The sequence below is a fragment of the Herbaspirillum camelliae genome (assembly GCF_001929405.1).
GTDB lineage: Bacteria > Pseudomonadota > Gammaproteobacteria > Burkholderiales > Burkholderiaceae_D > Herbaspirillum > Herbaspirillum seropedicae.
Map to the genome: position 1 here is coordinate 2,427,793 of NZ_KV880769.1, position 24,260 is coordinate 2,452,052.

18 protein-coding genes are annotated in these 24,260 nt (G+C 64.1%); 12 read left to right on the forward strand and 6 right to left on the reverse strand.

Annotation, left to right across the window (positions count from 1 at the left end; all coding sequences use genetic code 11):
• The first annotated feature begins 15 nt into the window (after positions 1–15).
• Positions 16–648: a LysE family translocator gene (locus tag BGK68_RS10825; RefSeq protein WP_075257106.1), complete on the forward strand. Its 633-nt coding sequence runs from the start codon at positions 16–18 to the stop codon at positions 646–648.
• Positions 649–784: 136 nt separating this feature from the next.
• Here the strand turns inward: BGK68_RS10825 and adhP are convergent, their stop codons facing one another.
• A complete protein-coding gene (gene adhP, locus BGK68_RS10830; protein ID WP_075257107.1) occupies positions 785–1,810 on the reverse strand; it encodes an alcohol dehydrogenase AdhP in 1,026 nt (341 codons plus the stop codon).
• Between the two features lie 243 nt (positions 1,811–2,053).
• Complete coding sequence (locus tag BGK68_RS10835) at positions 2,054–2,812, reverse strand: DeoR/GlpR family DNA-binding transcription regulator (RefSeq protein WP_041311549.1); 759 nt, start codon at positions 2,810–2,812, stop codon at positions 2,054–2,056.
• Positions 2,813–2,990: 178 nt separating this feature from the next.
• Here BGK68_RS10835 and glpD point away from each other — a divergent pair, with 178 nt between their 5' ends.
• From glpD to glpK, 8 genes are all read left to right on the forward strand, one after another.
• A complete protein-coding gene (gene glpD, locus BGK68_RS10840) occupies positions 2,991–4,523 on the forward strand; it encodes a glycerol-3-phosphate dehydrogenase (RefSeq protein WP_075257108.1) in 1,533 nt (510 codons plus the stop codon).
• A 49-nt stretch (positions 4,524–4,572) separates the two neighbouring features.
• The gene (locus BGK68_RS10845; protein ID WP_075257109.1) at positions 4,573–5,673 is read left to right on the forward strand and encodes an ABC transporter ATP-binding protein; all 1,101 of its coding nucleotides are present in this window, start codon (positions 4,573–4,575) and stop codon (positions 5,671–5,673) included.
• Between the two features lies 1 nt (position 5,674).
• The gene (locus BGK68_RS10850) at positions 5,675–6,763 is read left to right on the forward strand and encodes an ABC transporter ATP-binding protein (RefSeq protein ID WP_075257110.1); all 1,089 of its coding nucleotides are present in this window, start codon (positions 5,675–5,677) and stop codon (positions 6,761–6,763) included.
• 3 nt (positions 6,764–6,766) lie between these two features.
• Positions 6,767–7,657 (forward strand): carbohydrate ABC transporter permease, encoded by an 891-nt coding sequence (locus tag BGK68_RS10855; protein ID WP_075257111.1) that lies wholly within the window; start codon positions 6,767–6,769, stop codon positions 7,655–7,657.
• Complete coding sequence (locus BGK68_RS10860; RefSeq protein WP_075259781.1) at positions 7,650–8,468, forward strand: carbohydrate ABC transporter permease; 819 nt, start codon at positions 7,650–7,652, stop codon at positions 8,466–8,468. Before BGK68_RS10855 ends, BGK68_RS10860 begins: the two co-directional genes overlap by 8 nt.
• A 2-nt stretch (positions 8,469–8,470) precedes the next feature.
• Complete coding sequence (locus BGK68_RS10865) at positions 8,471–8,755, forward strand: DUF2160 domain-containing protein (protein WP_075257112.1); 285 nt, start codon at positions 8,471–8,473, stop codon at positions 8,753–8,755.
• Between the two features lie 256 nt (positions 8,756–9,011).
• Complete coding sequence (locus BGK68_RS10870) at positions 9,012–10,760, forward strand: ABC transporter substrate-binding protein (RefSeq protein ID WP_013233003.1); 1,749 nt, start codon at positions 9,012–9,014, stop codon at positions 10,758–10,760.
• Positions 10,761–11,022: 262 nt separating this feature from the next.
• Positions 11,023–12,510, forward strand: a complete 1,488-nt coding sequence (glpK, locus tag BGK68_RS10875; protein ID WP_075257113.1) for a glycerol kinase GlpK — start codon at positions 11,023–11,025, stop codon at positions 12,508–12,510.
• 40 nt (positions 12,511–12,550) lie between these two features.
• Here glpK and BGK68_RS10880 read toward each other — a convergent pair whose 3' ends face one another.
• The gene (locus BGK68_RS10880; protein WP_075257114.1) at positions 12,551–13,771 is read right to left on the reverse strand and encodes an HD-GYP domain-containing protein; all 1,221 of its coding nucleotides are present in this window, start codon (positions 13,769–13,771) and stop codon (positions 12,551–12,553) included.
• A 659-nt stretch (positions 13,772–14,430) separates the two neighbouring features.
• On the opposite strand from BGK68_RS10880, the gene BGK68_RS10885 reads away from it, so the two are divergent.
• Complete coding sequence (locus BGK68_RS10885; RefSeq protein WP_075259782.1) at positions 14,431–16,251, forward strand: methyl-accepting chemotaxis protein; 1,821 nt, start codon at positions 14,431–14,433, stop codon at positions 16,249–16,251.
• Positions 16,252–16,332: 81 nt separating this feature from the next.
• On the opposite strand, the gene BGK68_RS10890 is transcribed toward BGK68_RS10885, so the two are convergent.
• Positions 16,333–17,574 (reverse strand): MFS transporter, encoded by a 1,242-nt coding sequence (locus BGK68_RS10890; RefSeq protein WP_075257115.1) that lies wholly within the window; start codon positions 17,572–17,574, stop codon positions 16,333–16,335.
• Between the two features lie 88 nt (positions 17,575–17,662).
• Here BGK68_RS10890 and BGK68_RS10895 point away from each other — a divergent pair, with 88 nt between their 5' ends.
• Both BGK68_RS10895 and BGK68_RS10900 read left to right on the forward strand, forming a co-directional pair.
• Entirely contained in the window at positions 17,663–18,487 is an 825-nt protein-coding gene (locus tag BGK68_RS10895; RefSeq protein WP_075257116.1) for an AraC family transcriptional regulator, read from the forward strand.
• Positions 18,488–18,632: 145 nt separating this feature from the next.
• Positions 18,633–20,459 carry a hypothetical protein gene (locus tag BGK68_RS10900; RefSeq protein WP_075257117.1) on the forward strand — a complete coding sequence of 609 codons (1,827 nt, stop codon included), beginning with the start codon at positions 18,633–18,635 and terminating at the stop codon, positions 20,457–20,459.
• A 22-nt stretch (positions 20,460–20,481) separates the two neighbouring features.
• Here BGK68_RS10900 and BGK68_RS10905 read toward each other — a convergent pair whose 3' ends face one another.
• Entirely contained in the window at positions 20,482–22,134 is a 1,653-nt protein-coding gene (locus BGK68_RS10905) for an isovaleryl-CoA dehydrogenase (RefSeq protein ID WP_075257118.1), read from the reverse strand.
• A gap of 117 nt (positions 22,135–22,251) precedes the next feature.
• Positions 22,252–24,222, reverse strand: coding sequence for an acyltransferase family protein (locus BGK68_RS10910; RefSeq protein ID WP_198937188.1), 1,971 nt, complete (start codon positions 24,220–24,222; stop codon positions 22,252–22,254).
• Between the last annotated feature and the right edge of the window lie 38 nt (positions 24,223–24,260).

Below are 24,260 nucleotides of genomic sequence, written 5' to 3' on the forward strand. Positions count from 1 at the left end.
TGAGGGCAGTAACCAATGGAATTGGCAACTATTGTTTTGTATGCGATCTCCGTTTCGGCGGTCACCATTATTCCAGGACCGACTATGCTGCTTGCCTTGAGCAATGGCGCCCAAGGGGGGATGAGAATTGCGCTATTCGGTATTGCTGGAGCAGCACTATCCGATTTGCTGTTGATTGGTACCGTAGCCTTGGGTCTCGGAGGGATATTACTGGCATCCGAAAAACTATTCTCGGTTGTTAAATGGGGCGGGGCAATCTACCTGTTGTATTTGGCTTGGAAATTGTGGAGGTCGACAGACCAGGCCATCGATGTCCGCGCCTCAACGTCCATCCCTCTAGACGGAAAAACGGCTTTCAAACGCTCGTTATTTGTAGCGCTGTCCAATCCCAAGGGGCTATTGTTTTTTTCCGCATTTCTACCTCAGTTCATTGATGCCAAGAGTCCTGTATTGGCTCAATATACGGCTCTGGCAGTGATAACGGCTTTAATCGACATCGTCTTCATGTATATCTATGCCGCGAGCGGATATCACTCGATGCGATATTTATCCGCTCGAGCTCTTCTATGGCTCAATCGTATATGTGCTGGCGCGCTTGGAGGAATCGGTATAGCACTTAGCTTCTATCGGCGAAGTGAGCTTCACTGAGCGAATTGATGATGCGTACTGAGTGCCATGGCTTGATGCGCAGATTCGGTTCGAACTGCCGATAGCTGCTGTAGGCGTACTGAATGGCAGTTCATGAAAATGAACTGCCATCCAAGCATGACATCCTGACGCTGTTTTACTTCAGATCCAGCACAATCCGCCCATCAATCTTGCCCTCTTCCATCCGCGCAAAGATGGCGTTGATGTTGTCCAGCTTGTCCCAGGTGAAGTGCGCCGCGACCTTGCCTTCGGCGGCGAAGACCAGCGATTCTTCCAGATCCTGGCGGGTGCCGACGATGGAGCCGCGCACGGTGATGCGCTTCAAGACCGTGTTGAACACCGGCAGGCTGATGTCGCCCGGCGGCAATCCGACCAGGGCCATGGTGCCGCGTGCGCGCAGGAAGCCGAAGGCCTGTTCCATCGCCTTGGGCGAGACTGCTGTGACCAGCGCGCCATGCGCGCCGCCGATGATGCGCTGGACCTCGGCCACGGCATTGTGGTCGCGGCCATCGACGGTGAGGTCGGCGCCCAGCTTCTTGGCCAGGGCCAGCTTGTCTTCGTGGATGTCGGCGGCGACTACGTGCATGCCCATGGCCTTGGCGTATTGCACGGCCATGTGGCCCAGGCCGCCAATGCCGGAGATGACGACCCATTCACCGGGACGCACCTCGGTTTCCTTCAAGCCCTTGTAGACGGTCACGCCGGCGCACAGCACCGGGGCGGCGGGGCCGAAGTCCAGGCTGGCGGGCAGGTGGCCGACGAACTTGGGATCGGCCAGGCCGTATTCGGCAAAGCTGCCGTTGACGGAATAGCCGGTGTTCTGTTGTTCGGCGCACAGGGTTTCCCAGCCGGTGCGGCAGGGCGAGCAGCAGCCGCAGGCGGTGTGCAGCCAGGGCACGCCGACGCGGTCGCCTTCCTTGACATGCTTGACGCCCGCACCCAGGGCGGCGACGTAGCCGGTGCCTTCGTGGCCGGGAATGAAGGGGGGCGTGGGCTTGACGGGCCAGTCGCCGTGCGCTGCGTGCAGGTCGGTATGGCACACGCCGCTGGCTTCGAACTTGACCAGGATCTGTCCCGGCGCAGGCGTGGGGACGGGAACTTGCTCGATGGACAGGGGCTTGCCGAATTCGCGGACGACGGCCGCTTTCATCATTTGCGTCATATGCACTCCTCGGGGGGATCAACGGGATGCAAGGGCAGGGCGGCGGCCTTGTGCTGCACTGGCGACCTGTTGTGCCTGCCTGCAGATGTCACTATCCTCCGCGCCCGGCATGACGACAATCGATGAATGCGCATGGATTGATCCATGTCGCCCATTGTTCAAAAACTTGATTTTCCTCTGTCCATACCGCTTAACTGGAACGCAACAAGAATCTTGCTCCGGTTGCAGATCACTTGCGGCGGATCACTTGGCGATCACCACTTCCACATCCGTCTCGGCCAGCAGCTTGGCCAGTTCCGGCGGGGGCGGGGCATCGGTGAAGAGCACGTCGATCTGGGACAGGTGCGCCATCTTTACCAGCGCCTGCCGGCCAAACTTGCTGGCGTCGGCCACCAGCCAGACCTGGCGGGATTGTTCGATGATGGTCTGGGCGACCTTGACTTCGCGTGCATCGAAGTCACGCAGGACGCCATCCATTTCGATACTGGAAATGCCGATGATGCCGATGTCCACCTTGAACTGGCGGATGAAATCGATGGTGGCTTCGCCCACGATGCCACGGTCCCGCGCACGCACTACGCCGCCGGCGATGATCACCTCCAGCGCCGGGTTGCTGGCCAGCGAATTGGCCACGTTCAGGTTGTTGGTCACCACATGCAGATTCTTGTGCTGCTGCAGGGCCAGCGCCACCTCTTCGGTGGTGGTGCCCAGGTTGAGGATCAGCGAACAGCCATCCGGCACGCGCGCGGCCACGGTGCGGCCGATGCGGCGCTTGGCCTCGGCATGCATGACCTGGCGTTGCGGATAGGCAATGTTTTCCGTCGAGGACAGCAGCCCCACGCCGCCGTGGTAGCGCGCCAGCAGGCTGGCGTCGACCATGGCCTTGACGTCGCGCCGTACCGTCTGGGTGGTGACGTTGAGCTGCTGGGCCAGCTCTTCCACGGAGATCGTGCCGTGCTTGCGCACACATTCCAGCAGGGTTTGTTGCCTGGGGTTGAGCATGGTGTGGTAGTTGATAGATGAATAATTATTCTGATCGAATATGAACATTAAAAAACATAAACGAACTTAAAACAACAAATAATTGTTGATTTACTTTCGGGATGTCGCTTATCTTACGGTGCATCGGCAACTCCGGGAAACCGGCTTGCGCGCAGTGAACGAAGTGGAGAAGAGGCGAATGACGCTCGAATACGATCTCTTGGTAGTAGGCGGTGGCATCAATGGCGCCGGCATCGCACGCGATGCGGCGGGCCGTGGCCTGCGCGTGCTGCTGTGTGAACAGCACGACCTGGCCCAGCATACGTCCTCGGCCAGCACCAAGCTCATCCATGGCGGCTTGCGCTACCTGGAATACTATGAATTCAAGCTGGTGCGCAAGGCGCTGCAGGAGCGTGAAGTGCTGCTGCGCTCGGCGCCGCACATCATCTGGCCGCTGCGCTTTGTCATGCCGCATGATGCCAATCAGCGCCCGGCGTGGATGATCCGCGCCGGCCTGTTCATGTACGATCACCTCGCCAAGCGCGAAATCCTGCCTCCCTCCGAGGGCGCCAACCTGGCCCGCCATGACGCCGGCCAGCCGCTCAAGGGCGATTACCGCAAGGGCTTTGTCTATTCCGACGGCTGGGTCGATGATGCGCGCCTGGTGGTGTTGAATGCGATGGACGCGCAAGAGCGCGGCGCCCGCATCCTCACCCGCACCAAGTGCATCAGTGCGCGCCGCGAAGGCGATATCTGGCATGCCGTGCTGGAACACCAGCGCGAGGGCGGCGTGCAGCAGGAAGAAGTGCGCGCCCGCGCCATCGTCAATGCCGCCGGTCCCTGGGCCGCGCGCTTTGCGCAAGCCGTGCCGCAGGCCAAGAGCGGGCGCAGCCTGCGCCTGATCAAGGGCAGCCACATCGTGGTCAAGCGCATGTTCGACCATCCCTACGCCTACATCTTCCAGAACCCGGACAAGCGCATCATCTTCGCCATCCCCTATCAGGAAGAGTTCACCCTCATCGGCACCACTGACCTCGAATACCACGGCGACGCCGGCAAGGTCGAGATCGATGCGGCGGAAATCGACTACCTCTGCGACATGGCCAACCGCTATTTCAAGCGCCAGATCGGCAAGGAAGACGTGGTCTGGACCTACTCGGGCGTGCGTCCGCTGCTGGACGACAGCGCCGAGAATGCCTCGGCGATCACCCGCGACTACCTGCTCGAATGCGATGACGCCGGTGCCCCCATGTTGAACGTCTGGGGCGGCAAGATCACCACCTACCGCAAGCTGGCCGAGGAAGCGCTGGCCATGCTGGCGCCGCACCTGGGCGCATCCTCGCAGTCGTGGACCGCGGGCGCGCCGCTGCCGGGCGGGGACCTGGAGCAGCCCGGCAAGATGGTGGCGCGCTATGACTTCGACGCCTACCTGCGCAAGTTCCAGGCGCGCCATCCCTGGCTGCCTGCCGAGCTTGCCCATCGCTATGCGCGCAGCTATGGTTCGCGCGTGGAGCAGATCATCGGCCAGGCCGACAGCCTGGCCGCGCTCGGTGAAGAACTGAGCCCGGGCCTCTACGAAGCCGAGGCGCGGTACCTGGTGCAACATGAATGGGCGCGTAGCGCCGACGATATCCTGTGGCGCAGGAGCAAGCTGGGCCTGCATTGCGGACCCCAGCACAGAGGACGGCTGGAGGCATGGTTGGCGAGTCTGCCTGATCATGCCTCCCTCTGATCCCAGGTCGCCGCAAGCCATCAATTAAAAAAAGTAGCGAGGAGACAGCGTGACCCTGGAACTGAAACAAGTGGCCAAGACGGTCGGTGCCGAAACGCACCTGTACCCGCTTGACCTGAACCTTGCCAAAGGCGGCATCAATGTCTTGCTGGGGCCGACCCAGGCCGGCAAGACTTCGCTGATGCGCATCATCGCCGGGCTCGACAAGCCTACCGCAGGCCGCGTGCTGGTCGATGGCCGGGACGTGACCGGCGTGGGCGTGCGCGAGCGCAACCTGGCGATGGTCTACCAGCAATTCATCAACTATCCGGGCCTGACGGTGTTCGAGAACATCGCCGCGCCCCTGCGCCTGCAGAAGCAGCCCGAGCAAGAAATCAGCAAGCGCGTCAACGAGATCGCCGACAAGCTGCACATCGCGCATCTCTTGCAACGCCTGCCGGGCGAGCTCTCCGGCGGCCAGCAGCAGCGTTGCGCGCTGGCGCGTGCGCTGATCAAGCGCGCGCCGTTGGTACTTCTGGATGAACCGTTGGTCAACCTCGATTACAAACTGCGCGAGGAATTGCGCAGCGAACTGATCTCGCTCTTCGCCACCGGCGACACCACCGTGGTCTACGCCACCACCGAGCCGCAGGAAGCGCTGCTGCTGGGCGGACACACTGCAGTGATGCACCAGGGCCGCCTGCTGCAGTTCGCGCCGACCCTGGAACTGTTCAACAGCCCGGCCTCCACGCAGGTGGCGGCGATCTTCAATGATCCGCCCATGAACCTGCTGGAAGCCACGGCCATTGCCTCGGCCCCTGGCGTGGCGGCGATCCGCATGAGCGACGGCAGCGTGCTCGAGATCGCCGGCCGCAATCTGGCTCTCTCCGAAGGGCAGAGCTGCAAGCTGGGCATCCGCAGCAATGACGTGCGCCTGGAAGCGCTCACCGGGCCTGGCGTGAGCCTGGGCTGCAGTGTGACGCTGGCCGAACTGTCCGGCTCCGAAACCTACCTGCATCTGCGCCATGGCGATGTCCCGCTGGTGGCGCAGCTGTCGGGCGTGCATGAGGTGGCCATCGGCAGCACGGTGCAGGTGAGCATCGCCGCTGCCAAGGCTTTCCTGTTCGATACACAGGGTCGCCTGTTGAGCGCCCCGATGGAGACTCGCTGACATGGCCCGCATCGAATTCAAGAACCTGGGCCACGCCTACAGTGGCAATCCGGCCAGCCTCAAGGACTACGCCCTGCAGCCCATGAACATGGTGTGGGAAGACGGCGGCGCCTATGCGCTGCTGGGCCCCTCGGGCTGCGGCAAGTCCACGCTGCTCAACATCATTTCCGGCCTGCTGCAGCCGTCGGAAGGGCAGGTGCTCTTCGATGGCCGCGACATGACCCGCATGGCCACCCGCGATCGCAACATCGCGCAGGTATTCCAGTTCCCGGTGCTCTACGACACCATGAGCGTGTTCGACAACCTGGCTTTCCCCCTGCGCAACCGCAAGATCGCCGAGCGCGAAGTGCAGGCCCGCGTGCGCGAGATCGCCGAGATGCTCGACCTCACCCGCGATCTCAAGCAGCGCGCGGCCGGTCTGTCGGCCGACGCCAAGCAAAAGATCTCGCTGGGTCGCGGCCTGGTGCGCAAGGACGTGGCGGCGATCCTCTTCGATGAACCGCTGACGGTGATCGATCCGCACATGAAGTGGGAGCTGCGCCAGAAGCTCAAGGAAATCCATCATCAACTCAAGCTCACCCTCATCTACGTCACCCACGACCAGGTCGAAGCCCTGACCTTCGCTGACGAAGTGGTGGTGATGACCGAGGGCAAGGTAGTGCAGCAGGGCAAGCCGGAGGCCTTGTTCCTGCGTCCCGACCACACCTTCGTCGGTTATTTCATCGGCAGCCCCGGCATGAACTTCTGCCCGGTGCGCCTGGAAGGCGACGCCGTCCTGCTGGGCCAGCAGCGCCTGCAGATCGAGGCTGCGCAATTGCAGGCACTGAAGAACAGCAGCGGTGAACTGAAGCTGGGCATCCGTCCCGAATTCGTTGAACTGGCCGCGCCGGGCACGGCGGGCGCCGTCAGCGCCGAGATCACCCAGGTCCAGCACCTGGGCACCAGCCAGCTGGTGACGGCGCAGTTGGAGGGCATGAGCGTGAAGGCGCGCCTGTCGCCGGAGATGAAGATCGCCACCGGTAGTCAATGGCTGCGACTGGCCAAGCCCGAGACGATCTACTTCAGCAACGACGAGAGAATAGGACGCTAAGCCATGAACAAGCCCTACAACAACAAGGCCTGGTTCTTCATCCTCCCGGTCTTCCTGACGGTGGCCTTCTCGGCCATCATTCCGCTGATGACGGTGGTCAACTATTCGGTGCAGGACATCATCAGCCCCGAGCAGAAGGTCTTCGTGGGCCTGGACTGGTTCCGCGAGGTCATGCGCGATGGCGAGCTGCATGCGGCGCTGCTGCGCCAGCTGATCTTTTCCTTCTGCGTGCTGCTGGTGCAGATCCCGCTGGGCATCGGCCTGGCGCTGGCGATGCCGCACAAGGGCTGGAAGTCCTCGGCCACGCTGGTGATCCTGGCCATGCCGCTGCTGATTCCCTGGAACGTGGTGGGCACCATCTGGCAGATCTTCGGGCGTGCTGACATCGGCCTGGGCGGCTATGTGCTCAATCTGCTGGGCATCGACTACAACTATGCCTCCAATCCACTGGACGCCTGGCTGACTGTGCTGGTGATGGACGTGTGGCACTGGACTCCGCTGGTGGCGCTGCTGGCCTTCGCTGGCTTGCGCTCCATTCCCGACGCCTACTACCAGGCGGCACAGATCGATGGCGCCAGCCGCTGGGCGGTATTCCGTTTCATCCAGCTGCCCAAGATGCGCGGCGTGCTGGTGATTGCCGTGCTGCTGCGCTTCATGGACAGCTTCATGATCTACACCGAGCCCTTCGTGCTCACCGGTGGCGGTCCCGGCAACTCGACCACCTTCCTGAGCCAGTACCTCACGCAGAAAGCCGTGGGCCAGTTCGACCTCGGGCCGGCTGCAGCCTTCTCGCTGATCTACTTCCTCATCATCCTGCTGTTGTCCTTCGTGCTCTACAACTGGATGCAGAGCGCCGGTAACAACGCCAATGCTTCGGGTGGCCAACATGAATAAGACTCAAGACAAGACCCTCACCCGCCTGCTGGTGATGCTGGTCTACATCGCCTTCACGCTGGTGCCGCTGTACTGGCTGCTGAACACGTCGCTCAAGACCAACGAGGAAACCCTGTCGGTCTTCACGCTCTGGCCGAACGCACCGACGCTGAACAACTACAAGACGATCTTCACCGATCCCTCGTGGTATTCGGGTTATATCAACTCCATCATCTACGTGGCCATGAACACGGTCATGTCGCTGCTGGTGGCCCTGCCGGCGGCCTATGCCTTCTCGCGCTATCGCTTCCTGGGCGACAAGCACATGTTCTTCTGGCTGCTGACCAACCGCATGACGCCGCCGGCGGTGTTCCTGCTGCCGTTCTTCCAGCTCTATTCCACCATCGGGCTGTCGGATACGCACATCGCGGTGGCGCTGGCGCACATGCTCTTCAACGTGCCGCTGGCGGTGTGGATCCTGGAAGGCTTCATGTCGGGCGTGCCGCGCGAGATCGATGAGACGGCCTATATCGATGGCTTCTCCTTCCCGCGCTTCTTCCTGCGCATCTTCTTGCCGCTGATCAAGTCGGGCGTGGGCGTGACGGCCTTCTTCTGCTTCATGTTCAGCTGGGTGGAATTGCTGCTGGCGCGCACGCTCACCTCGGTCAACGCCAAGCCCATCAGCGCCATCATGACCCGCACCGCTTCGGCGGCGGGGATGGACTGGGGCATCCTGGCTGCTGCCGGTGTGCTGACGATTGTTCCGGGCGCCCTGGTGATCTGGTTCGTGCGCAACCACATCGCCAAGGGCTTCGCAATGGGGAGAGTGTGATCATGGGAAATGCATTGTCGTGGATGTCGTGGACGCCGCCTGTTGCGATCTTCTTCGTGTGCGTGGTATTGATGCTGGTGGGCATGACGGTGTGGGAAATCCGCTCGCCGACCATCGAGCGCAAGGGCTTCCTGCCCATGCGCACGACCCGGGGCGACCGCTTGTTCATCGGTCTTCTGACCGCGGCCTATATCAACCTGGCCTGGGTCGGATTGACCGATATGGATCAGTGGTACGCAGCAGCGCTGGGGTTTGTGGCGCTGGTGCTGATCATGCGCAAGGGCTGATTGGATGGCATGACTACCGTTCGTCCTGAGTAGCGGCGTAGCCGCGTATCGAAGCCTGTCCTGAGCCTGTCGAAGGGGCTCACCTGCGCCTGAGCGCCTTCGATACGGCCCTTACGGGCCTACTCAGTCCGAACGGTTCGTGGTGAGTTGGAATGCGGTTTATGGCAGCAGGCAAGAGATCTGTAATCACAATGGACGTCCGGGGATTCTCCTTCCCTACCCGGCACGCCAATTCAGGGGAAGGTGACGAGGAGACATGATGCAGAACATGCGGAAAATCAAACTGACCGTGCTGGCCGCCGCCATGGTGATGGCAGGCGTGGCCGGCAATGCCTGGGCCGATATCAAGGCGGCCGAAAAGTGGGTGGATTCCGAATTCCAGCCCAGCACGCTGTCGCGTCCACAGCAGGTCAGCGAGATGCAATGGTTCATCGACGCGGCCGCCAAGCTCAAGGCCAAGGGCGTCAAGGAAATCCACGTGGTCTCGGAGACCCTGGACACCCACGCCTATGAATCCAAGACCCTGGCCAAGGCCTTTGAGGAAATCACCGGCATCAAGGTCATCCACGATGTGATCCAGGAAGGCGACGTGGTCGAGAAGATGCAGACCTCGCTGCAATCGGGCAAGTCCATCTATGACGGCTGGGTCAACGACTCCGACCTGATCGGCACCCACTACCGCAACGGCCAGACCGTGGTGCTGACCGACTACATGGCCGGCCCCGGCAAGGAATACACCAACCCCGGCCTGGACCTGAAGGACTTCATCGGCACCAGCTTCACCACCGCGCCCGATGGCAAGCTCTACCAACTGCCCGACCAGCAGTTCGCCAACCTGTACTGGTTCCGCGCCGACTGGTTCGCGCGCAAGGACCTGCAAGAGAAGTTCAAGGCCAAGTATGGCTATGAACTGGGCGTGCCGCAGAACTGGTCGGCCTACGAAGACATCGCGGCCTTCTTCACCAATGACGTGAAGGAACTCGATGGCAAGAAGATCTACGGCCACATGGACTACGGCAAGAAGGACCCGTCGCTGGGCTGGCGCTTCACCGATGCCTGGCTGTCGATGGCCGGCGCGGCCGACAAGGGCTTGCCCAATGGCTTGCCGGTGGACGAGTGGGGTATCCGCGTCGCCGATGACAAGTGCACCCCGGTGGGCGCTTCGGTCGCCCGTGGCGGCGCCACCAACTCGCCGGCGGCGGTCTATGCGCTGACCAAGTACCTGGACTGGATGAAGAAGTACGCGCCGCCTGAGGCGCTGGGCATGACCTTCTCCGAAGCCGGCCCGGTGCCTGCACAAGGCCACATCGCGCAACAGATCTTCTGGTACAGCGCCTTCACTGCCAGCATGACCAAGCAAGGCCTGCCGGTGGTCAACGCCGACGGCTCGCCCAAGTGGCGCATGGCCCCTGGCCCGCACGGCCCGTACTGGAAGGATGGCATGCAGAACGGCTACCAGGACGTTGGTTCGTGGACTTTCCTGAAGAGCACGCCGCCGGACCAGATGGCGGCGGCCTGGCTGTATGCGCAGTTCACGACCTCCAAGACCGTCTCGCTGAAGAAGTCCATCGTCGGCGTGACCTTCATCCGTGACTCCGACATCCGTTCCGACTACTTCACCAAGAATGCGGCCAAGTACGGTGGCCTGATCGAGTTCTACCGCAGCCCGGCGCGGGTGGCGTGGACCCCGACGGGCACCAACGTGCCTGACTATCCGAAGATGGCGCAGATCTGGTGGAAGAACATCTCCTCGGCCATCTCCGGCGAGAAGACCCCGCAAGGCGCGATGGACAACCTGGCCGACGAGATGGACGGTATCATGGCCCGCCTGCAGCGCGCTGGCATGAAGCAGTGCGCGCCCAAGCTGAACCCGAAGAAGGATCCGGCCACCTGGCTGTCCGACAAGGGTGCACCGTGGGCCAAGCTGGCCAATGAAAAGCCCAAGGGCGAGACCATCCCCTACGACAAGCTGCTGCAAGCCTGGAAGGATGGCCGCGTACGCTGATGCACGTTGATCCGCACGAGCCTCTGCATCACGCGTGAGATGACGCCATCCCGGCCGGTGTCGGGATGGCGTCTTCGTTTTGGTGTGATGTCGGGATGATCGGGTTATCGTTATTCAGTGTTATTGAGGGTTATTGAGTGTTATTGAGTGTTATTGAGTGTTATTGATTTTTGGTTAGTGATTTTCAGTATTTGTCGGTATCAGTTGGTTTATTCATTTTTTGTGATCCGGTTTTTCATCAGTACGTCAGCAAGGAACAACCATGGCTTATCTGCTCGCCCTCGACCAGGGAACCTCCAGCTCGCGCAGCATCATCTTCGACCAGAGCGGCGCCATCGTGGCGACCGCCCAGCAGGAATTTCCGCAGATCTTTCCCCAGCCCGGCTGGGTGGAACACGATCCCATGGACCTGTGGCACAGCCAGTTGCAGACCGCGCAGAAGGTGCTGGCGCAAAGCGGCATCAAGGCCAGCGAACTGACTGCCCTGGGCATCACCAATCAGCGCGAAACCACGGTCGTGTGGGAGCGCGCCACCGGCAAGCCGGTCTACAACGCCGTAGTCTGGCAGGATCGCCGCGCCGAAGTGGTCTGCGCGGCATTGCGTGAGCGCGGCCTGGGCGAGGCCATCCAGAAGAAGACCGGGCTGGTGCTCGATCCCTATTTTTCCGGCACCAAGCTGCGCTGGATCCTGGACAACGTCGATGGCCTGCGCGCCCGCGCCGAGCGCGGCGAGCTGCTGTTCGGCACCGTCGATTCCTGGCTGGTCTGGAACCTGACGGGCGGCCGCCTGCACGTGAGCGATGTGTCCAATGCGTCACGCACCATGCTGTGGAATATCCACACCGGCGCCTGGGATGAGGAACTGTTGCAATGGCTGGGCATTCCCGCCTCGATGCTGCCGCAGGTGCATGCCTCGGCGCATATCTATGGCGAGATCGATGCGCAGCACCTGGGCGCGGCCGTGAAGATCGGCGGCATCGCCGGCGACCAGCAATCGGCCCTGTTCGGCCAGGCCTGCGTGCGTCCCGGCATGGCCAAGAATACCTATGGCACCGGCTGCTTCATGCTGCTGCATACCGGCGACCAGTGCGCCACCTCGCACAATGGCCTCATCAGCACGGCCGCCTGCCAGGTCGATGAGCAGAAACAATATGCGCTGGAAGGCAGTGTCTTCATCGGCGGTGCGGTGGTGCAGTGGCTGCGCGATGGCCTGAAGGCCATCAAGACCTCCACCGACGTCGAAGGCCTGGCCTGCTCGGTGGAAGATTCGGGCGGGGTGGTGTTCGTGCCTTCCTTCACCGGACTGGGCGCGCCTTACTGGAATCCCTCGGCCAAGGGCGCCATCGTCGGCCTGAGCCGGGGCAGCACGGTGGCGCACATCGCCCGCGCGGCGCTGGAGTCGATCGCCTTCCAGAGCACGGCGCTGCTCAATGCCATGGTGCGCGATGCAGTCTCACCGATCACCGAGTTGCGCGTGGATGGCGGGGCGGCGGCCAACAACCTGTTGCTGCAGTTCCAGGCCGACCTGCTGGGCATTCCTGTGATCCGCCCGCAGGTTACCGAGACCACGGCGCTGGGTGCGGCCTACCTGGCCGGGATGGCGACGGGCGTCTATCGCGATCTGTCCGAGCTGTCCTCGCAATGGCGCATGGAACATACCTTCGAGCCCAGCATCGGGCGCGATCAGGCGCAGGCGCGCATCCACGCCTGGGAGGCGGCGATCCGCCAGGTCAGCGCCGGTCAGGCTTGATGGGAAGAGTGCGCCGGGTCGCCAGATGAGGACGGCCAGCTCAGGTCGGCACGCCCGTGCTCAGCAGTTGCATGGCGTCCAGATGGCTCAGGCGCGCCCATTCCTCGCCACCGCGGGCGACGATGGTATCGGCCTCGGGATTGGCCAGCAAGTCGAGGATCTCGGTGTCGGTCACGGCCATGCTGTCGTCGTAGTGGAATACCTTGAGCACCGGGCGCGTGAGGTCCTGGGCGTTCTGGCGGATCACGAAACCCGAGCGGCCCGATTCCAGCTTGACGATGGAGCCCACCGGATAGATGCCCAGGGTCTTGACGAAGGCCAGGAACATGGCGCGGTCGAAGTGGCCGGTCCAGGTGGCCATGGCCGAGATGGCTTCGGCGGGGTCCCAGGCGCGCTTGTAGGGGCGGTCTGAGGTGAGGGCGTCGTAGACGTCGCAGATCGCCGCCATCCGTGAATAGAGGGTGATGGCGCCGGAGCGCAGTCCTTCCGGATAGCCGGTGCCGTCGATCTTTTCGTGATGGTGCAGGCAGACGTCGCGGGCGTAGTTGGGGACGTTGGGGTCCTGGCTCAGGTACTTGTAGCCCAGCTCGGGGTGTTTCTTGATCTGGCTGAATTCCTCGTCGCTCAGCTTGCCGGGCTTGTTGAGCAGTTCATGCGGGATGAAGGCCTTGCCCACATCATGCAGGAAGCCGCCCAGGCCGGCTTCGCGGCAGGCCGCCTCATCCAGCCCCAGGGTGCGGCCCAGCGCCACCATCAGGGCGCACACGGCCACCGAGTGCAGGTAGGTGTATTCATCGGCCAGCTTCAGGCGCAAGACGCTGAGCGCCCCATTGGGGCTCTGGATGACCGAACCGGCGATTTCTTCCACCACCGAGACGCAGTGCTCCATGTCCAGCACCTTGCCCATGCGGGCTGCGCTGAACATGGCCTTGGTCGCCTTCTTGGCGGTCTCGCGCAGGGCCATGGCGTCCAGCAGGACGGCGTCGATGGGCGGCGCGGCGGCGTGCTCGGGTTCCGGGGATGGCTCCGTTTCCTGCAGCGGCGCGGCGCTGCCGGCCGCTTCTTCTTCCTGCGCCACATCCAGGCCGCGTTCGGTATCGATCCAGCAATAGGCGATGCCGCTGGCGTGGGCCTGCCTGAGTTCGCTGTCGTTCTTGAGGAGGAACTTGTTCTTCCAGAATGGATGGTCCAGCCAGGCCGCTTCGAAGCCACAGAAGTACATGCCGAGGACCAGATCCTCCACTTTAATTTTCTTTAACATTTCTTTACATCTCTCCGGCGCGCCGGGGAATGGTTGATCGCGGCCGACATGGGTGCGGATCAGGATTGCCAGTTGTCAATCATCTCATATGGACGTGCATAAGTGAACGCTTGATCTCAGTGGAAAAAGCACCTGCGCAACACTTGACAGGATGGCATCGGAGCATCGATAGCCGCAAAAAAAGCCCGTCCGGGGAAGGACGGGCTGGAAAGATCCGCTGGATGTCGTCGCAGCGGACAAGGGGAAAGAGGAGTCCCGATGTGGCTACTCTAGGCCGCGAAAATTAAGCCAGACTTAAATGGGCGAAGTTTTTTTTGCTGGCGGGCAACGTGGCATTGCCGCATCAGCCGGAGCCCGCAACAACAGATTGTTTTCATGGGCAGGGCTGTGCGCTGGTACGCTTGACGCCATCCGGATGGCAATACAAAAAAAGGGGGGCATCCGGAGATGGACAAGCCCGAGGTCGCCTGGGGGCAGGCGCCGGTCAATGCCGGACGATGGACCTGGGGCGCGCCATTCCCCGGACCGCTGTGATGCTGTCACGCTGCGGTCACAACATCCCATTAGCTTGCACCGCTCCGGCTTGTCCGGGATGCGGTTGCGTGCGCCTGATTGCTCCGATCCACACCTTTGCACTTCTCCAGCTCTTCCACAACATCATGAAATCCACTTCCTTGCGAACCCGGCTAATCGCCCTTTGCGCTGGCATTGTCGTGCTGGCCATGCTGGCCATCGTCCTGACCAACTTCCTGACGGCGCGCTCGCGCACCATGAGCACGCTCGACACCCAGATGACCCAGCTGGCGCAAAGCCAGGCGGCGGCCATCGCCGAATGGTCCGACTCGAAAAAGCTGGTGGTGACCTCCATCAAGGAGGCCGCCGATGCGGCCGATCCGCTGCCCTTCGTGAAAGCGGCCCAGACCGCTGGCGGCTTCGACCTGGCCTACCTGGGCTATGCCGACAAGCATGCCGTGTTTTCGCAGCAGCGCAGCCGCGCGCCCGACTATGATCCGACCAAGCGGCCCTGGTACCAGCTGGCCGCCAAGACCGGCGAGCCGGTGCTGACCGCCCCCTATACCAGCGCCAGTACCGGCAAGCTGCTGGTGACCTTTGCCCAGTCGGTGTCCAAGGACGGGCAGGTCGCCGCCGTGGCGGCCGCCGATGTGCTGCTCGATACCGTCGTGGCCGATGTGGTGGCCATCAAGCCGACACCCAACAGCTACGCCTTCCTGGCCGACCTCAGCGGCAAGATCATCGCCCATCCCAACGACAAGCTGCGCTTGAAACCCCTTGCCGACCTGGATGCCGCCATCACCCCGCAGACCCTCGACGAGGCCATGCGCACTGGTGTCCACCAGGACGTGGCCCTGGATGGCCGCCGGCAGATGCTCTTCGTGGCCCGCGTGGGCGGCACCGACTGGCTGCTGGTGGTGGCGCTGGACCGCGCCGATGCGCTGGCGTCCTTGTCGGCCATGCTGGTCAGTTCGGGCGTGATGGCCGTGCTGGTGACGGTGCTGGCCGCGCTGGTGCTGGGTGCCCTGATTTCGCGCGTGCTGGGCCGCCTGACGGTGGTGCAAGGGGCGCTGGAAGAAATCGCCGATGGTGATGGCGACCTCACGCGCCGCCTCGACACCCATGACCGCAGCGATGAACTGGGGCGCATCGGCGCGGCCTTCAACCGCTTCGTGGACAAGATCGAGCATGTGATGATCGATATCCGCGATGCCAGCCATACCATCCATGCGGCTTCGCGCGATATCGCCAGCGGCAATATGGACCTCTCGCAGCGCACCGAGTCCCAGGCCAGTTCGCTGGAACAGACGGCGGCGGCCATGGAGCAGTTGACCTCCAGCGTGCGCCACAACGCCGACAATGCCATGCAGGCCAACCAGCTTTCGCAATCGGCCTCGCAGATCGCCACCCAGGGCGGCGCGATGGTGGAGCAGGTGGTGCAGACCATGAACGGCATCAATGCCTCGTCGCAGAAGATCGTGGACATCATCAGCGTGATCGATGGCATCGCCTTCCAGACCAATATCCTGGCCTTGAACGCCGCCGTGGAGGCTGCCCGCGCCGGCGAACAGGGGCGGGGCTTCGCGGTGGTGGCCTCGGAGGTGCGTTCGCTGGCCCAGCGCTCGGCCACGGCGGCCAAGGAGATCAAGGTGCTCATCACCGATTCGGTGGGGCAGGTGCAGGCCGGTGAAGACACCGTGGCCCAGGCCGGCGCGACCATTCGCAGCGTGGTCGACAGCGTCCAGAAGGTCAGCGACGTGGTGGCCGAGATCACCGCCGCCAGCCGCGAGCAGAGCCAAGGCATCAACCAGGCCAATGACGCGGTGGCGCACATGGACCAGACCACCCAGCAGAACGCCGCCCTGGTGGAGCAGGCGGCTGCCGGTGCGCAATCCTTGCAGGAACAGGCCGAGCGCCTGGCGGGGGTGGTGGCGCTGTTCCGTCTGCGGGACAGCCGCGCGGGCTGAGGCTGGCCCTTGTAGGCAATAAAAAACGCGCTGGAGTTTCAATTCCAGCGCGTTTTTTCGTTCAGCGTATTGCTTCGGGCTTCAACGCTCCCGCACATCCGGCAGGAACACCGTCAGGATCCCCGCCAGCGGGAGGAAGGCGCACAGGCCATAGACCCAGGCGATGCCATACAGGTCGGCCAGATGGCCCAGCAAGGCCGCGCCGATGCCGCCAAAGCCGAACATGAGGCCGAAGAACACGCCGGCGATCATGCCGACCTTGCCCGGCACCAGTTCCTGGGCATACACCACGATGGCCGAGAAGGCCGACGAGATCACCAGCCCGATCACCACCGACAGCACCGCCGTCCAGAACAGGCTGGCATGCGGCAGCATCAGCGCGAAGGGCGCCGCGCCCAGGATGGAAATCCAGATCACCAGCTTGCGCCCGATGCGGTCGCCGATCGGACCGCCCACGAAGGTGCCGACCGCCACTGCGCCCAGGAACAGGAACAGGTAGAGCTGGGACGAGGCCACCGAGAGGTGGAAGCGGTCGATCAGGTAGAAGGTGAAGTAGCTGGTGAAGCTGGCCATGTAGAAGTACTTGGAAAACACCAGCAGGGCCAGCACCACCAGGGCGCGCCGCACGGTGGCGGCCGGCAGGCTGTGCGTTGCGCGCGGCTTGGAGCGTCCCTTGGTGGCGGCGAGGTGACTGCGGTACCAGCCCGAGACCCGCGTGAGCACCAGGATGGACAGCAGCGCCAGCAGCACGAACCAGGCCACGTTGGCCTGGCCGAACGGCACCACGATAGCCGCCGCCAGCAGCGGGCCGAAGGCCGAGCCGGCGTTGCCGCCGACCTGGAAGGTCGATTGCGCCAGGCCAAAGCGTCCGCCCGAGGCCATGCGGGCGATGCGCGAGGCTTCCGGGTGGAAGGTGGAGGAGCCGATGCCCACCAGGGCCGCTGCCAGCAGGAAGGCCGGGAAGCTGCCCGCCATGGACAGCAGCACGATGCCCACCAGTGTAGCCACTGCGCCGCTGGGCAGCAGCCAGGGCTGCGGATGGCGGTCGGTGTACATGCCGATCCAGGGCTGCAGCAGGGAAGCGGTGACCTGGAAGGTCAGCGTGATCAGCCCGACCTGGGTAAAGCTGAGGCCATAGCTGGTCTTGAGCATGGGATAGATGGAGGGCAGCAGGGCCTGGATCATGTCATTGATCAGGTGCGCGCCGCCGCAGGCCAGGATGATGCTCATCACCAGCGGCTGGGCGGCGATGCCCGCAGGTGAGGTGGCAGGGGTGGCCGCGCTGGAGGGCGCTGCCGTGTTGGAGTCGGTGGCACTGGTCATGGTGTCGAGGATGGCAAGCAGGAGGAAGATTCGAAGCGTATCATTGGCACCTATTCATCCTGATGACAATTATTGTCGATTAAATGCCATGCGCGTCCACCTGACCTCCGTCTGCCCCAGTGATGAAGTGGATGAGTTCCAGCACCTGCCCAGCAGCGTGGTAGCGTTTGCGCGCGAGTTGTCGGCGCGTGATCTGCTGACGGCGCATTCGCATCGGCGAGGCCAACTGCTCTATGCCGTGGAAGGCGTGATGCAGGTGCGCACCCCGCAAGGGGTGTGGCTGGTACCGCCGCATCGGGCGCTGTGGGTGCCGCCGCAGGTGGAGCACGAGATCCTCATGCTGAGCAAGGTCAGCATGCGCACGCTCTACATCAACCAGGCCCAGGGGCGCGAACTTGGCGAGCAATGCCGCCTGCTGGAAGTGTCGGTGCTGCTGCGCGAACTGATCCTGGCCATGCTGGCCGAGCCGCGCGACTATGCGCCCCACAGCCGTGCCGGCCACGTGGCCGAACTGATCCTGTCGGAACTGGCGCGCGCACCGGCCATTCCGGTGGCCATTCCGTGGCCGGGCGACCGCCGCCTGCAGGCCATCTGCGAAGCCATCCTGGCCGATCCGGGGCGGCAGTTTTCCCTGGCCGATTGGGCGGGGATGGGTGGGGCCAGCGTGCGCACGGTGATCAGGCTCTTTCCCAAGGAAACGGGTTTGCAGTTCCGCCACTGGGTGCAGCAGGTCCACCTGAGCGAAGCGCTGGTGCGACTCTCGCGGGGCGATCCCGTGGGCGTGGTGGCGCAGGCGCTGGGCTATCGCAGCCAGAGCGCGTTCTCCAACATGTTCCGCAAGGCCTTGCGCACCACCCCCAACCACTATCTGCAGCGCCAGGAAAGACGTCGGCTGAGTCTGCCGGCGTCCTGATGCGACCAGGTATCGACTGCGGCTTTTGCCCCTGTATCGCCCGAGACGCCGTGTCCCGCCTGGGTTGATGCCGTCTGGAAAGTGTAAAGATGTGCGCCTGGCGGCCGTAACCAAGGCATGAACACTCCGCGACAGGAGAACGAACATGGCGATGGAAACCGACCTGGCCATCACGGCGCGCGAGGCCATCACGCAACTCACAGCGCAGCCCCATCCCCGCGACGACAGCGCGGCCCAGCAGGGCCCGGCCGCGCCGGTCGCCACGGCTGTCCCTGCGCCCGAAGAGGGCGTGACGCTGTCGTTGTCGGCGCAAGGCAAGTTGCTGGCGGCGCTGGCCACGGCCGTTGACAGCGTCGCCGCCGCTTCCGCCGGCGCGCAGCCTGCCGCGTCCGCAGCGCTCGCCGCCCGCAGCGCTGACCCGACGCAGCCGGTCAGCCGAAAGCTGTTCTTTGCGCTGGAGGCTCAGCTGGTGGCCGCACGCGGCAGCGCCGCAGCGATCCAGCTGGCCGATGCCGAACTGCCCCTCTCGCAAGAGCCACAGCGGCTGGCGCGTGCGCGCCAGGCGACCGAATCGCTCTATGGCCGCGCCGCCAATCCCTTTGCCGGGCTGGCGCGCGCCGAGCTGTCCGCGATCGTCTATGATGACAGTGGCGCCTACACCATCAACGAACGCTACGCCGCCGCCAACCAGCGCACCGAGCTGGACCAGCGTTTCTGGGCGCCGGTGTTCCAGCGCGCGCTGGAGAGCGGCGACTGGCAGCCGGTGATCACTGCCGCCCTGGTGTTCTACGTCAGCCTCTCGGCCTTGGAGCGTACCGCCTATCCCGACAATTACCCGCAACTGCTGCAACAGTACCTGGACCTCTACCGGCTGCAACCGCAAGCGGTGCTGCCAGCGCCGCAGCAGGCCGATCTGGCGCGCATGCTGGAAACGCTGGTGCTGCCTGGCGGGCCGCTGGCCCTGGCCGGCGGGGCCATCCAGGGTTTGCTGCTGCAGCGCCTGAGGCCATCGCTGGCCGAGATTCTCGCCGCCGCACCGCGCCTGGCTGATCTGGTGCAGGTCAATAATCTGGCGCACAGTGTCCAGGACAGCAGCTATCTGTTCTTGCTGCAGCGGATCTTCGGCGTGCAGCGACGTGAGGATGAACCGGCGCCAGCGCGCCGCAATACTGCCCCTGGCAATGGCGTGGGCGGCACGGCGCTGCTGGCCGCGCGTGATTTTCTTTCCTATGGCGACCGGCGCTATCTTGCTGCGGCCTATGGGTATGCCCAGCAGCAGGGAATAGCGCTGGAAGAGGTGGATGCCCTGGCGCAGGATCTGGCGCGCTATCGCCAGGAGCGGGCAGGAGCTGGAGGTTCGGCCGACGCGGCCCGCTCCCTTGCCCATGCCACCCGCATGAGTAGCGAGGACAGATTGATCGCCCAGCGGCTGCTGTCGAGCCAGGCGGCGCGCCAGACCCAGCTGGACCACGGCTTCCTGGCCTGGTTGCTGGACCCGGCTGGCGGCGGCTGGCGCGACGGACTCGCCAGCGGGCACAGCGTCTCGCTTGGGGTGCTGGAACGATTGCTGGCTGGCCTGGCCGGGGTGAGCCTGGGCCAGTCCGCCGGTACGGCCGCCGAGCTGGAGCCGGCCTACCGGCTGGTGCTGGAGCGCATGGCCTTGCAGGAGTCGGCCGCCAACCGCACAGTCTCCGCAGGCGTCCTTGCCGACGCCACGCAGGAGATCACGCTGGCCGCGCAGATGGCCGCGCTGGCGCGCAGCGACGCCGCCGAGACCGCCTTCCTCAACAATGCCCTGATGTTGCTGCGGATGTATCGCCTGTCGCTGACCATGAGTCCGGCGGAGCAGCGCACCCTGGCCGAGCTGGTCTATTCGTCCCTCAAGCAGCGCCGCCGTCCCCGGATGCGCCGCGGCAAGCTGTTCCTGGCATGGGCCGAGCGCAGTCCGCTCATGCCGTCCTTGCCAGGCTGAGCAAGGTCCGTTTGCCAGCCGTTCAGGCCTCGGGCCAGGCGCGTTGCAGGATGGCTTCCTGCAACGCCAGGGTGGCGCTTCCCAGCGTGCCGTAGACGCGCCCGCCCTCGGCCTGGCTGCGGCTTTCCAGGAAGGCTTCGGCCGAGCCTGCCGGGGCATGGCGCAGCATGAGCATGCCCTGCAGCGCCAGCACCAGTTGCTGCACGAGGCGGCGGGCGCCGGCTTCGCGCTCTTCTTCCGGGGCCGCCAGCATCTGCTTGAGCGCCTGGACCTGTTGGCGCAGGGCCGGGTGCCCCGCCGCTGCATCGTCGAGCTCCAGCAACAGCAGCGCCAGGCCCTGGCTTTCGCGGGCCATGGCGCGCAGCACATCCAGGCACATCACATTGCCTGACCCCTCCCAGATCGAATTGACCGGTGCTTCGCGATACAGGCGCGCCATCGGCGCGGTCTCGACATAGCCATTGCCGCCCCAGACTTCCATGCATTCGCCGGTGAATGCCAGCGTTCGCTTGCAGATCCAGAACTTGGCGGCGGGCGTGATGATGCGCTTCCAGGCTCGCTGCAGGGGATCGTCAGGGGCATCGAAGGCATGCGCCACGCGCAGCATGAGCAGGGTGGCCGCTTCGCTCTCCAGCGCCAGGTCGGCCAGCACGGCGCGCATGAGGGGCTGTTCGGCCAGGCGACGGCCAAAGGCGCTGCGGTGGCGCGCGTGGTGGATGGCCTGCACCAGCGCCTGGCGCATCAGGGCGGCGCTGCCGATGATGCAGTCCAGCCGGGTGTGGTTGGCCATCTCGATGATGGTGGGAATGCCGCGTCCCTCGTCACCCACCATGATGCCCATGGCTTCCTCGAACTCGACCTCGCTGCTGCTGTTGGAGCGGTTGCCCAGCTTGTCCTTGAGGCGCTGGATCAGGATGGGATTGCGCGTGCCATCCGGCAGCCAGCGTGGCACGAAGAAGCAGGACAGGCCGTTCTCGGTGCGCGCCAGCATCAGGTGCGCGTCGCACATCGGGGCGGAGAAGAACCACTTGTGGCCGGACAGCAGATAGGCCGCGCCACGCCCGTCATTGAGAGGATCGACCGGCATGGCGATGGAGGCGTTGCTGCGCACGTCCGAGCCGCCCTGTTTTTCAGTCATGCCCATGCCGATGAGGATGGAACGTTTCTGCGGGATGGGCAGGTCGCGGGCGTCATGCTCGCGCGAGAACAGGCGCGTGCGCAATTGTTCGAACAGCGCCGGTTCCTGTTGCAGCACTGCAATGGCGGCGAAGGTCATGGTGGTCGGACAGAGCGAGCCGGCCTCGATCTGCGCATGCAGGAAGTAGCCCGCCGCGCGCGCTGCGTGGGCGCCATCGCCCGGCTGCATCCACGGCAGGGCGTGCAGGCCGGCGCGGCGCAACTGGTCCAGCAGGGTATGCCAGGCGGGATGGAACTCGACCACGTCGATGCGGCGCCCGCAGCGGTCATGGGTATGCAGGACGGGGGCGTGCTGATTGGCCAGTTCGGCCATCTCGCGCATCTCGGCGCTGCCCAGCAGCTCGCCCTGGCTGGCCAGGGTGCAGTCGTGCCAGTGCGCGCCCTCGCGCTGGACCGCCTCGGCCAGCGCCGCATCGCTGCGGTAGAGGTTGTATCCGGACAGATCAGGGACCTGGTTGGTGATCTCGTGGGTGTGCATGGCGTCTCCATGGTCTTGCGCGGACAAGGACGCCCCTGATTGTGGTTATGGGGGGGGGGCGTTGCAGTCCAGTGTAGACCATTTGCCGCCCCTTCCGCAGCCCTCCAGGCCGGCGCCTCAGTGCGCCGGTGTTCCCAGCAGCAGGCGGCGCAGTGCGTCGCCAGCGTGATCGGCCAGGTATTGCGCGCCGTAGGCGCTGAGATGGCCGGGATCGAAGTAGAGGATGCGCGGACCGTCGATCACCTTGCAGCCGTGCTCGTCGCACAGCGTGGGGTAGGGATCGAACACGGGCACGTCCAGCTGCTGCAGCAGGGGCAGCATCAGGTCGCGGTAATGATCGTCCATCTGCTCGGCCTTGGCGCGCGGCAGGTTGCAGAAGTCGGCGTCGGACAGGCGAATACCGCGCAGCACGCAGGATTTCGGATTGGCGCCGTTGGGGGGAGACAGCAGCACTACGACGCGCTTGCCCAGCTGGCGGTAGTAGCGGATGGTGTGCTCCAGCGCCTTGAGAACGCCGTTCGGATTGGCGGCGATATGGCCAGGCCAATTGGCCGCCAGCACGACGGTCTTGATCGATGGGGTCTGGCGCGCGTAGGCCGCCACCCGCTCGCTGATCTCGCCGCAATAGCCACCGCCGCCATCGAGCAGCGAAGCACAGCCGCCACGGGCGAATTGCTGGAAGACCAACTGCGGCTGGGGGCTGGATTGATACAGGCGAGCCAGCATGGGGGCGTAGGCGCCCGAGTAGCTGTCACCGATCAGCAGCACCTGGGGTGGTTCGGCGCTGACCGGTGCAGCGCACCAGTCGCGTGAATGTTCCTGGCCCATCAGGGCGGCGCAGGAGGGATGTGGCAGTTCGAAGTGGTTCAGCACCGCTGTTTCCTTGACCTGGTCATTGAACAGCATTGCCACCGCGCCCAGTTGCCGGAAGTCCATGCCATTGCGCTTGACCACGTAGCCGCCCAGCGCCGCCATCAGCGCCATGAGCAGCGCCAATGTCACAGCAGAGCGGCGGCCGGCGCTGCGCAGGCGCACCGGGAGTTCCACCAGGCGATAGGTCAGCCAGGCCAGTAGCAGCGCCAGCGCTACCGCCGCCAGCCGCAACTGGACCGGCGGCATGGCGCCTACGACGAGGCGCGCAAAGGCCAGCAGCGGCCAGTGCCAAAGATAGAGCGGATAGCTGATCAGTCCAACCCACACCATGGTCCGATGCGAGAGCAGGCTGCGGTTGATCCGCGCCTGCGGACCGGCGGCCAGCAGCAGGACCGCTCCGGTCACCGGCAGCAGTGCCCACCAGCCGGGGAAGGCGTCGTCCTTGGTGATGATGGCGATGGCCACGACAATGAGCAGCAGGCCCGCCACCGAGAGACGGTGGGCCTGGGCGCTTGTCGGGGCAGCCCCCTGGCGATGCCGCCAGGCCAGCAGCGCGCCCGCACCCAGTTCCCAGAAGCGCGACATGGGCAGGTAGAAAGCGGCCACGGCATCCTGGTGCAGCGAGATGATGTTCCAGCCGAAGGACAGCGCCATGACTCCCAGCAGCACCGCCAGCATGCCAGTGCGGCGCTTGCAGGCCGCCCACAGCAGCAGCGGCCAGAACAGGTAGAACTGTTCTTCCACCCCTAGCGACCATAGGTGCAGCAGCGGCTTGGTCTCGGCCGAGGTATCGAAATAGCCGGCTTCGTTCCACAGCACGATGTTGGAAACGAAACCCGCCCCGCCCAGGATATGCTTGCCCAACTGCCGGTATTCCTCGGGCAGCAGGATGAACCAGCCCGCCAGCAGGCAGGCCAGCATCACCAGCAGCAGCGCCGGGAAGATGCGCCGGATCCGGCGGATGTAGAAATCGACGATGCTGAAGCGGTCGCGCTGGAGGGCGTCGAAGAGGATGCCGCTGATGAGGAAGCCGGAGATGACGAAGAAGATGTCCACCCCCACGAATCCGCCCGGCAGCCATTCCGGGAAGGCGTGGAACACCACCACCGAGAGCACGGCGATGGCGCGCAGGCCGTCGATGTCGGGACGGTAACCTGGATGGGCGGTGGCAGGAGAAGCAGCGCCTGCGGGCGTCTTGTGATTGCTGGCAAGCATGAATGCTTAAGGAAAAGCTAGGCATTATATTGCCTATT

Coding starts and splice junctions, on each gene's coding strand:
- BGK68_RS10825 (WP_075257106.1), top strand. CDS start 16: ATGGAATTGGCAACTATTGTTTTGTATGCGATCTCCGTTTCGGCGGTC.
- adhP (WP_075257107.1), bottom strand. CDS start 1,810: ATGACGCAAATGATGAAAGCGGCCGTCGTCCGCGAATTCGGCAAGCCC.
- BGK68_RS10835 (WP_041311549.1), bottom strand. CDS start 2,812: ATGCTCAACCCCAGGCAACAAACCCTGCTGGAATGTGTGCGCAAGCAC.
- glpD (WP_075257108.1), top strand. CDS start 2,991: ATGACGCTCGAATACGATCTCTTGGTAGTAGGCGGTGGCATCAATGGC.
- BGK68_RS10850 (WP_075257110.1), top strand. CDS start 5,675: ATGGCCCGCATCGAATTCAAGAACCTGGGCCACGCCTACAGTGGCAAT.
- BGK68_RS10855 (WP_075257111.1), top strand. CDS start 6,767: ATGAACAAGCCCTACAACAACAAGGCCTGGTTCTTCATCCTCCCGGTC.
- BGK68_RS10860 (WP_075259781.1), top strand. CDS start 7,650: ATGAATAAGACTCAAGACAAGACCCTCACCCGCCTGCTGGTGATGCTG.
- BGK68_RS10865 (WP_075257112.1), top strand. CDS start 8,471: ATGGGAAATGCATTGTCGTGGATGTCGTGGACGCCGCCTGTTGCGATC.
- BGK68_RS10870 (WP_013233003.1), top strand. CDS start 9,012: ATGATGCAGAACATGCGGAAAATCAAACTGACCGTGCTGGCCGCCGCC.
- glpK (WP_075257113.1), top strand. CDS start 11,023: ATGGCTTATCTGCTCGCCCTCGACCAGGGAACCTCCAGCTCGCGCAGC.
- BGK68_RS10880 (WP_075257114.1), bottom strand. CDS start 13,771: ATGTTAAAGAAAATTAAAGTGGAGGATCTGGTCCTCGGCATGTACTTC.
- BGK68_RS10885 (WP_075259782.1), top strand. CDS start 14,431: ATGAAATCCACTTCCTTGCGAACCCGGCTAATCGCCCTTTGCGCTGGC.
- BGK68_RS10890 (WP_075257115.1), bottom strand. CDS start 17,574: ATGACCAGTGCCACCGACTCCAACACGGCAGCGCCCTCCAGCGCGGCC.
- BGK68_RS10895 (WP_075257116.1), top strand. CDS start 17,663: ATGCGCGTCCACCTGACCTCCGTCTGCCCCAGTGATGAAGTGGATGAG.
- BGK68_RS10900 (WP_075257117.1), top strand. CDS start 18,633: ATGGCGATGGAAACCGACCTGGCCATCACGGCGCGCGAGGCCATCACG.
- BGK68_RS10905 (WP_075257118.1), bottom strand. CDS start 22,134: ATGCACACCCACGAGATCACCAACCAGGTCCCTGATCTGTCCGGATAC.
- BGK68_RS10910 (WP_198937188.1), bottom strand. CDS start 24,222: ATGCTTGCCAGCAATCACAAGACGCCCGCAGGCGCTGCTTCTCCTGCC.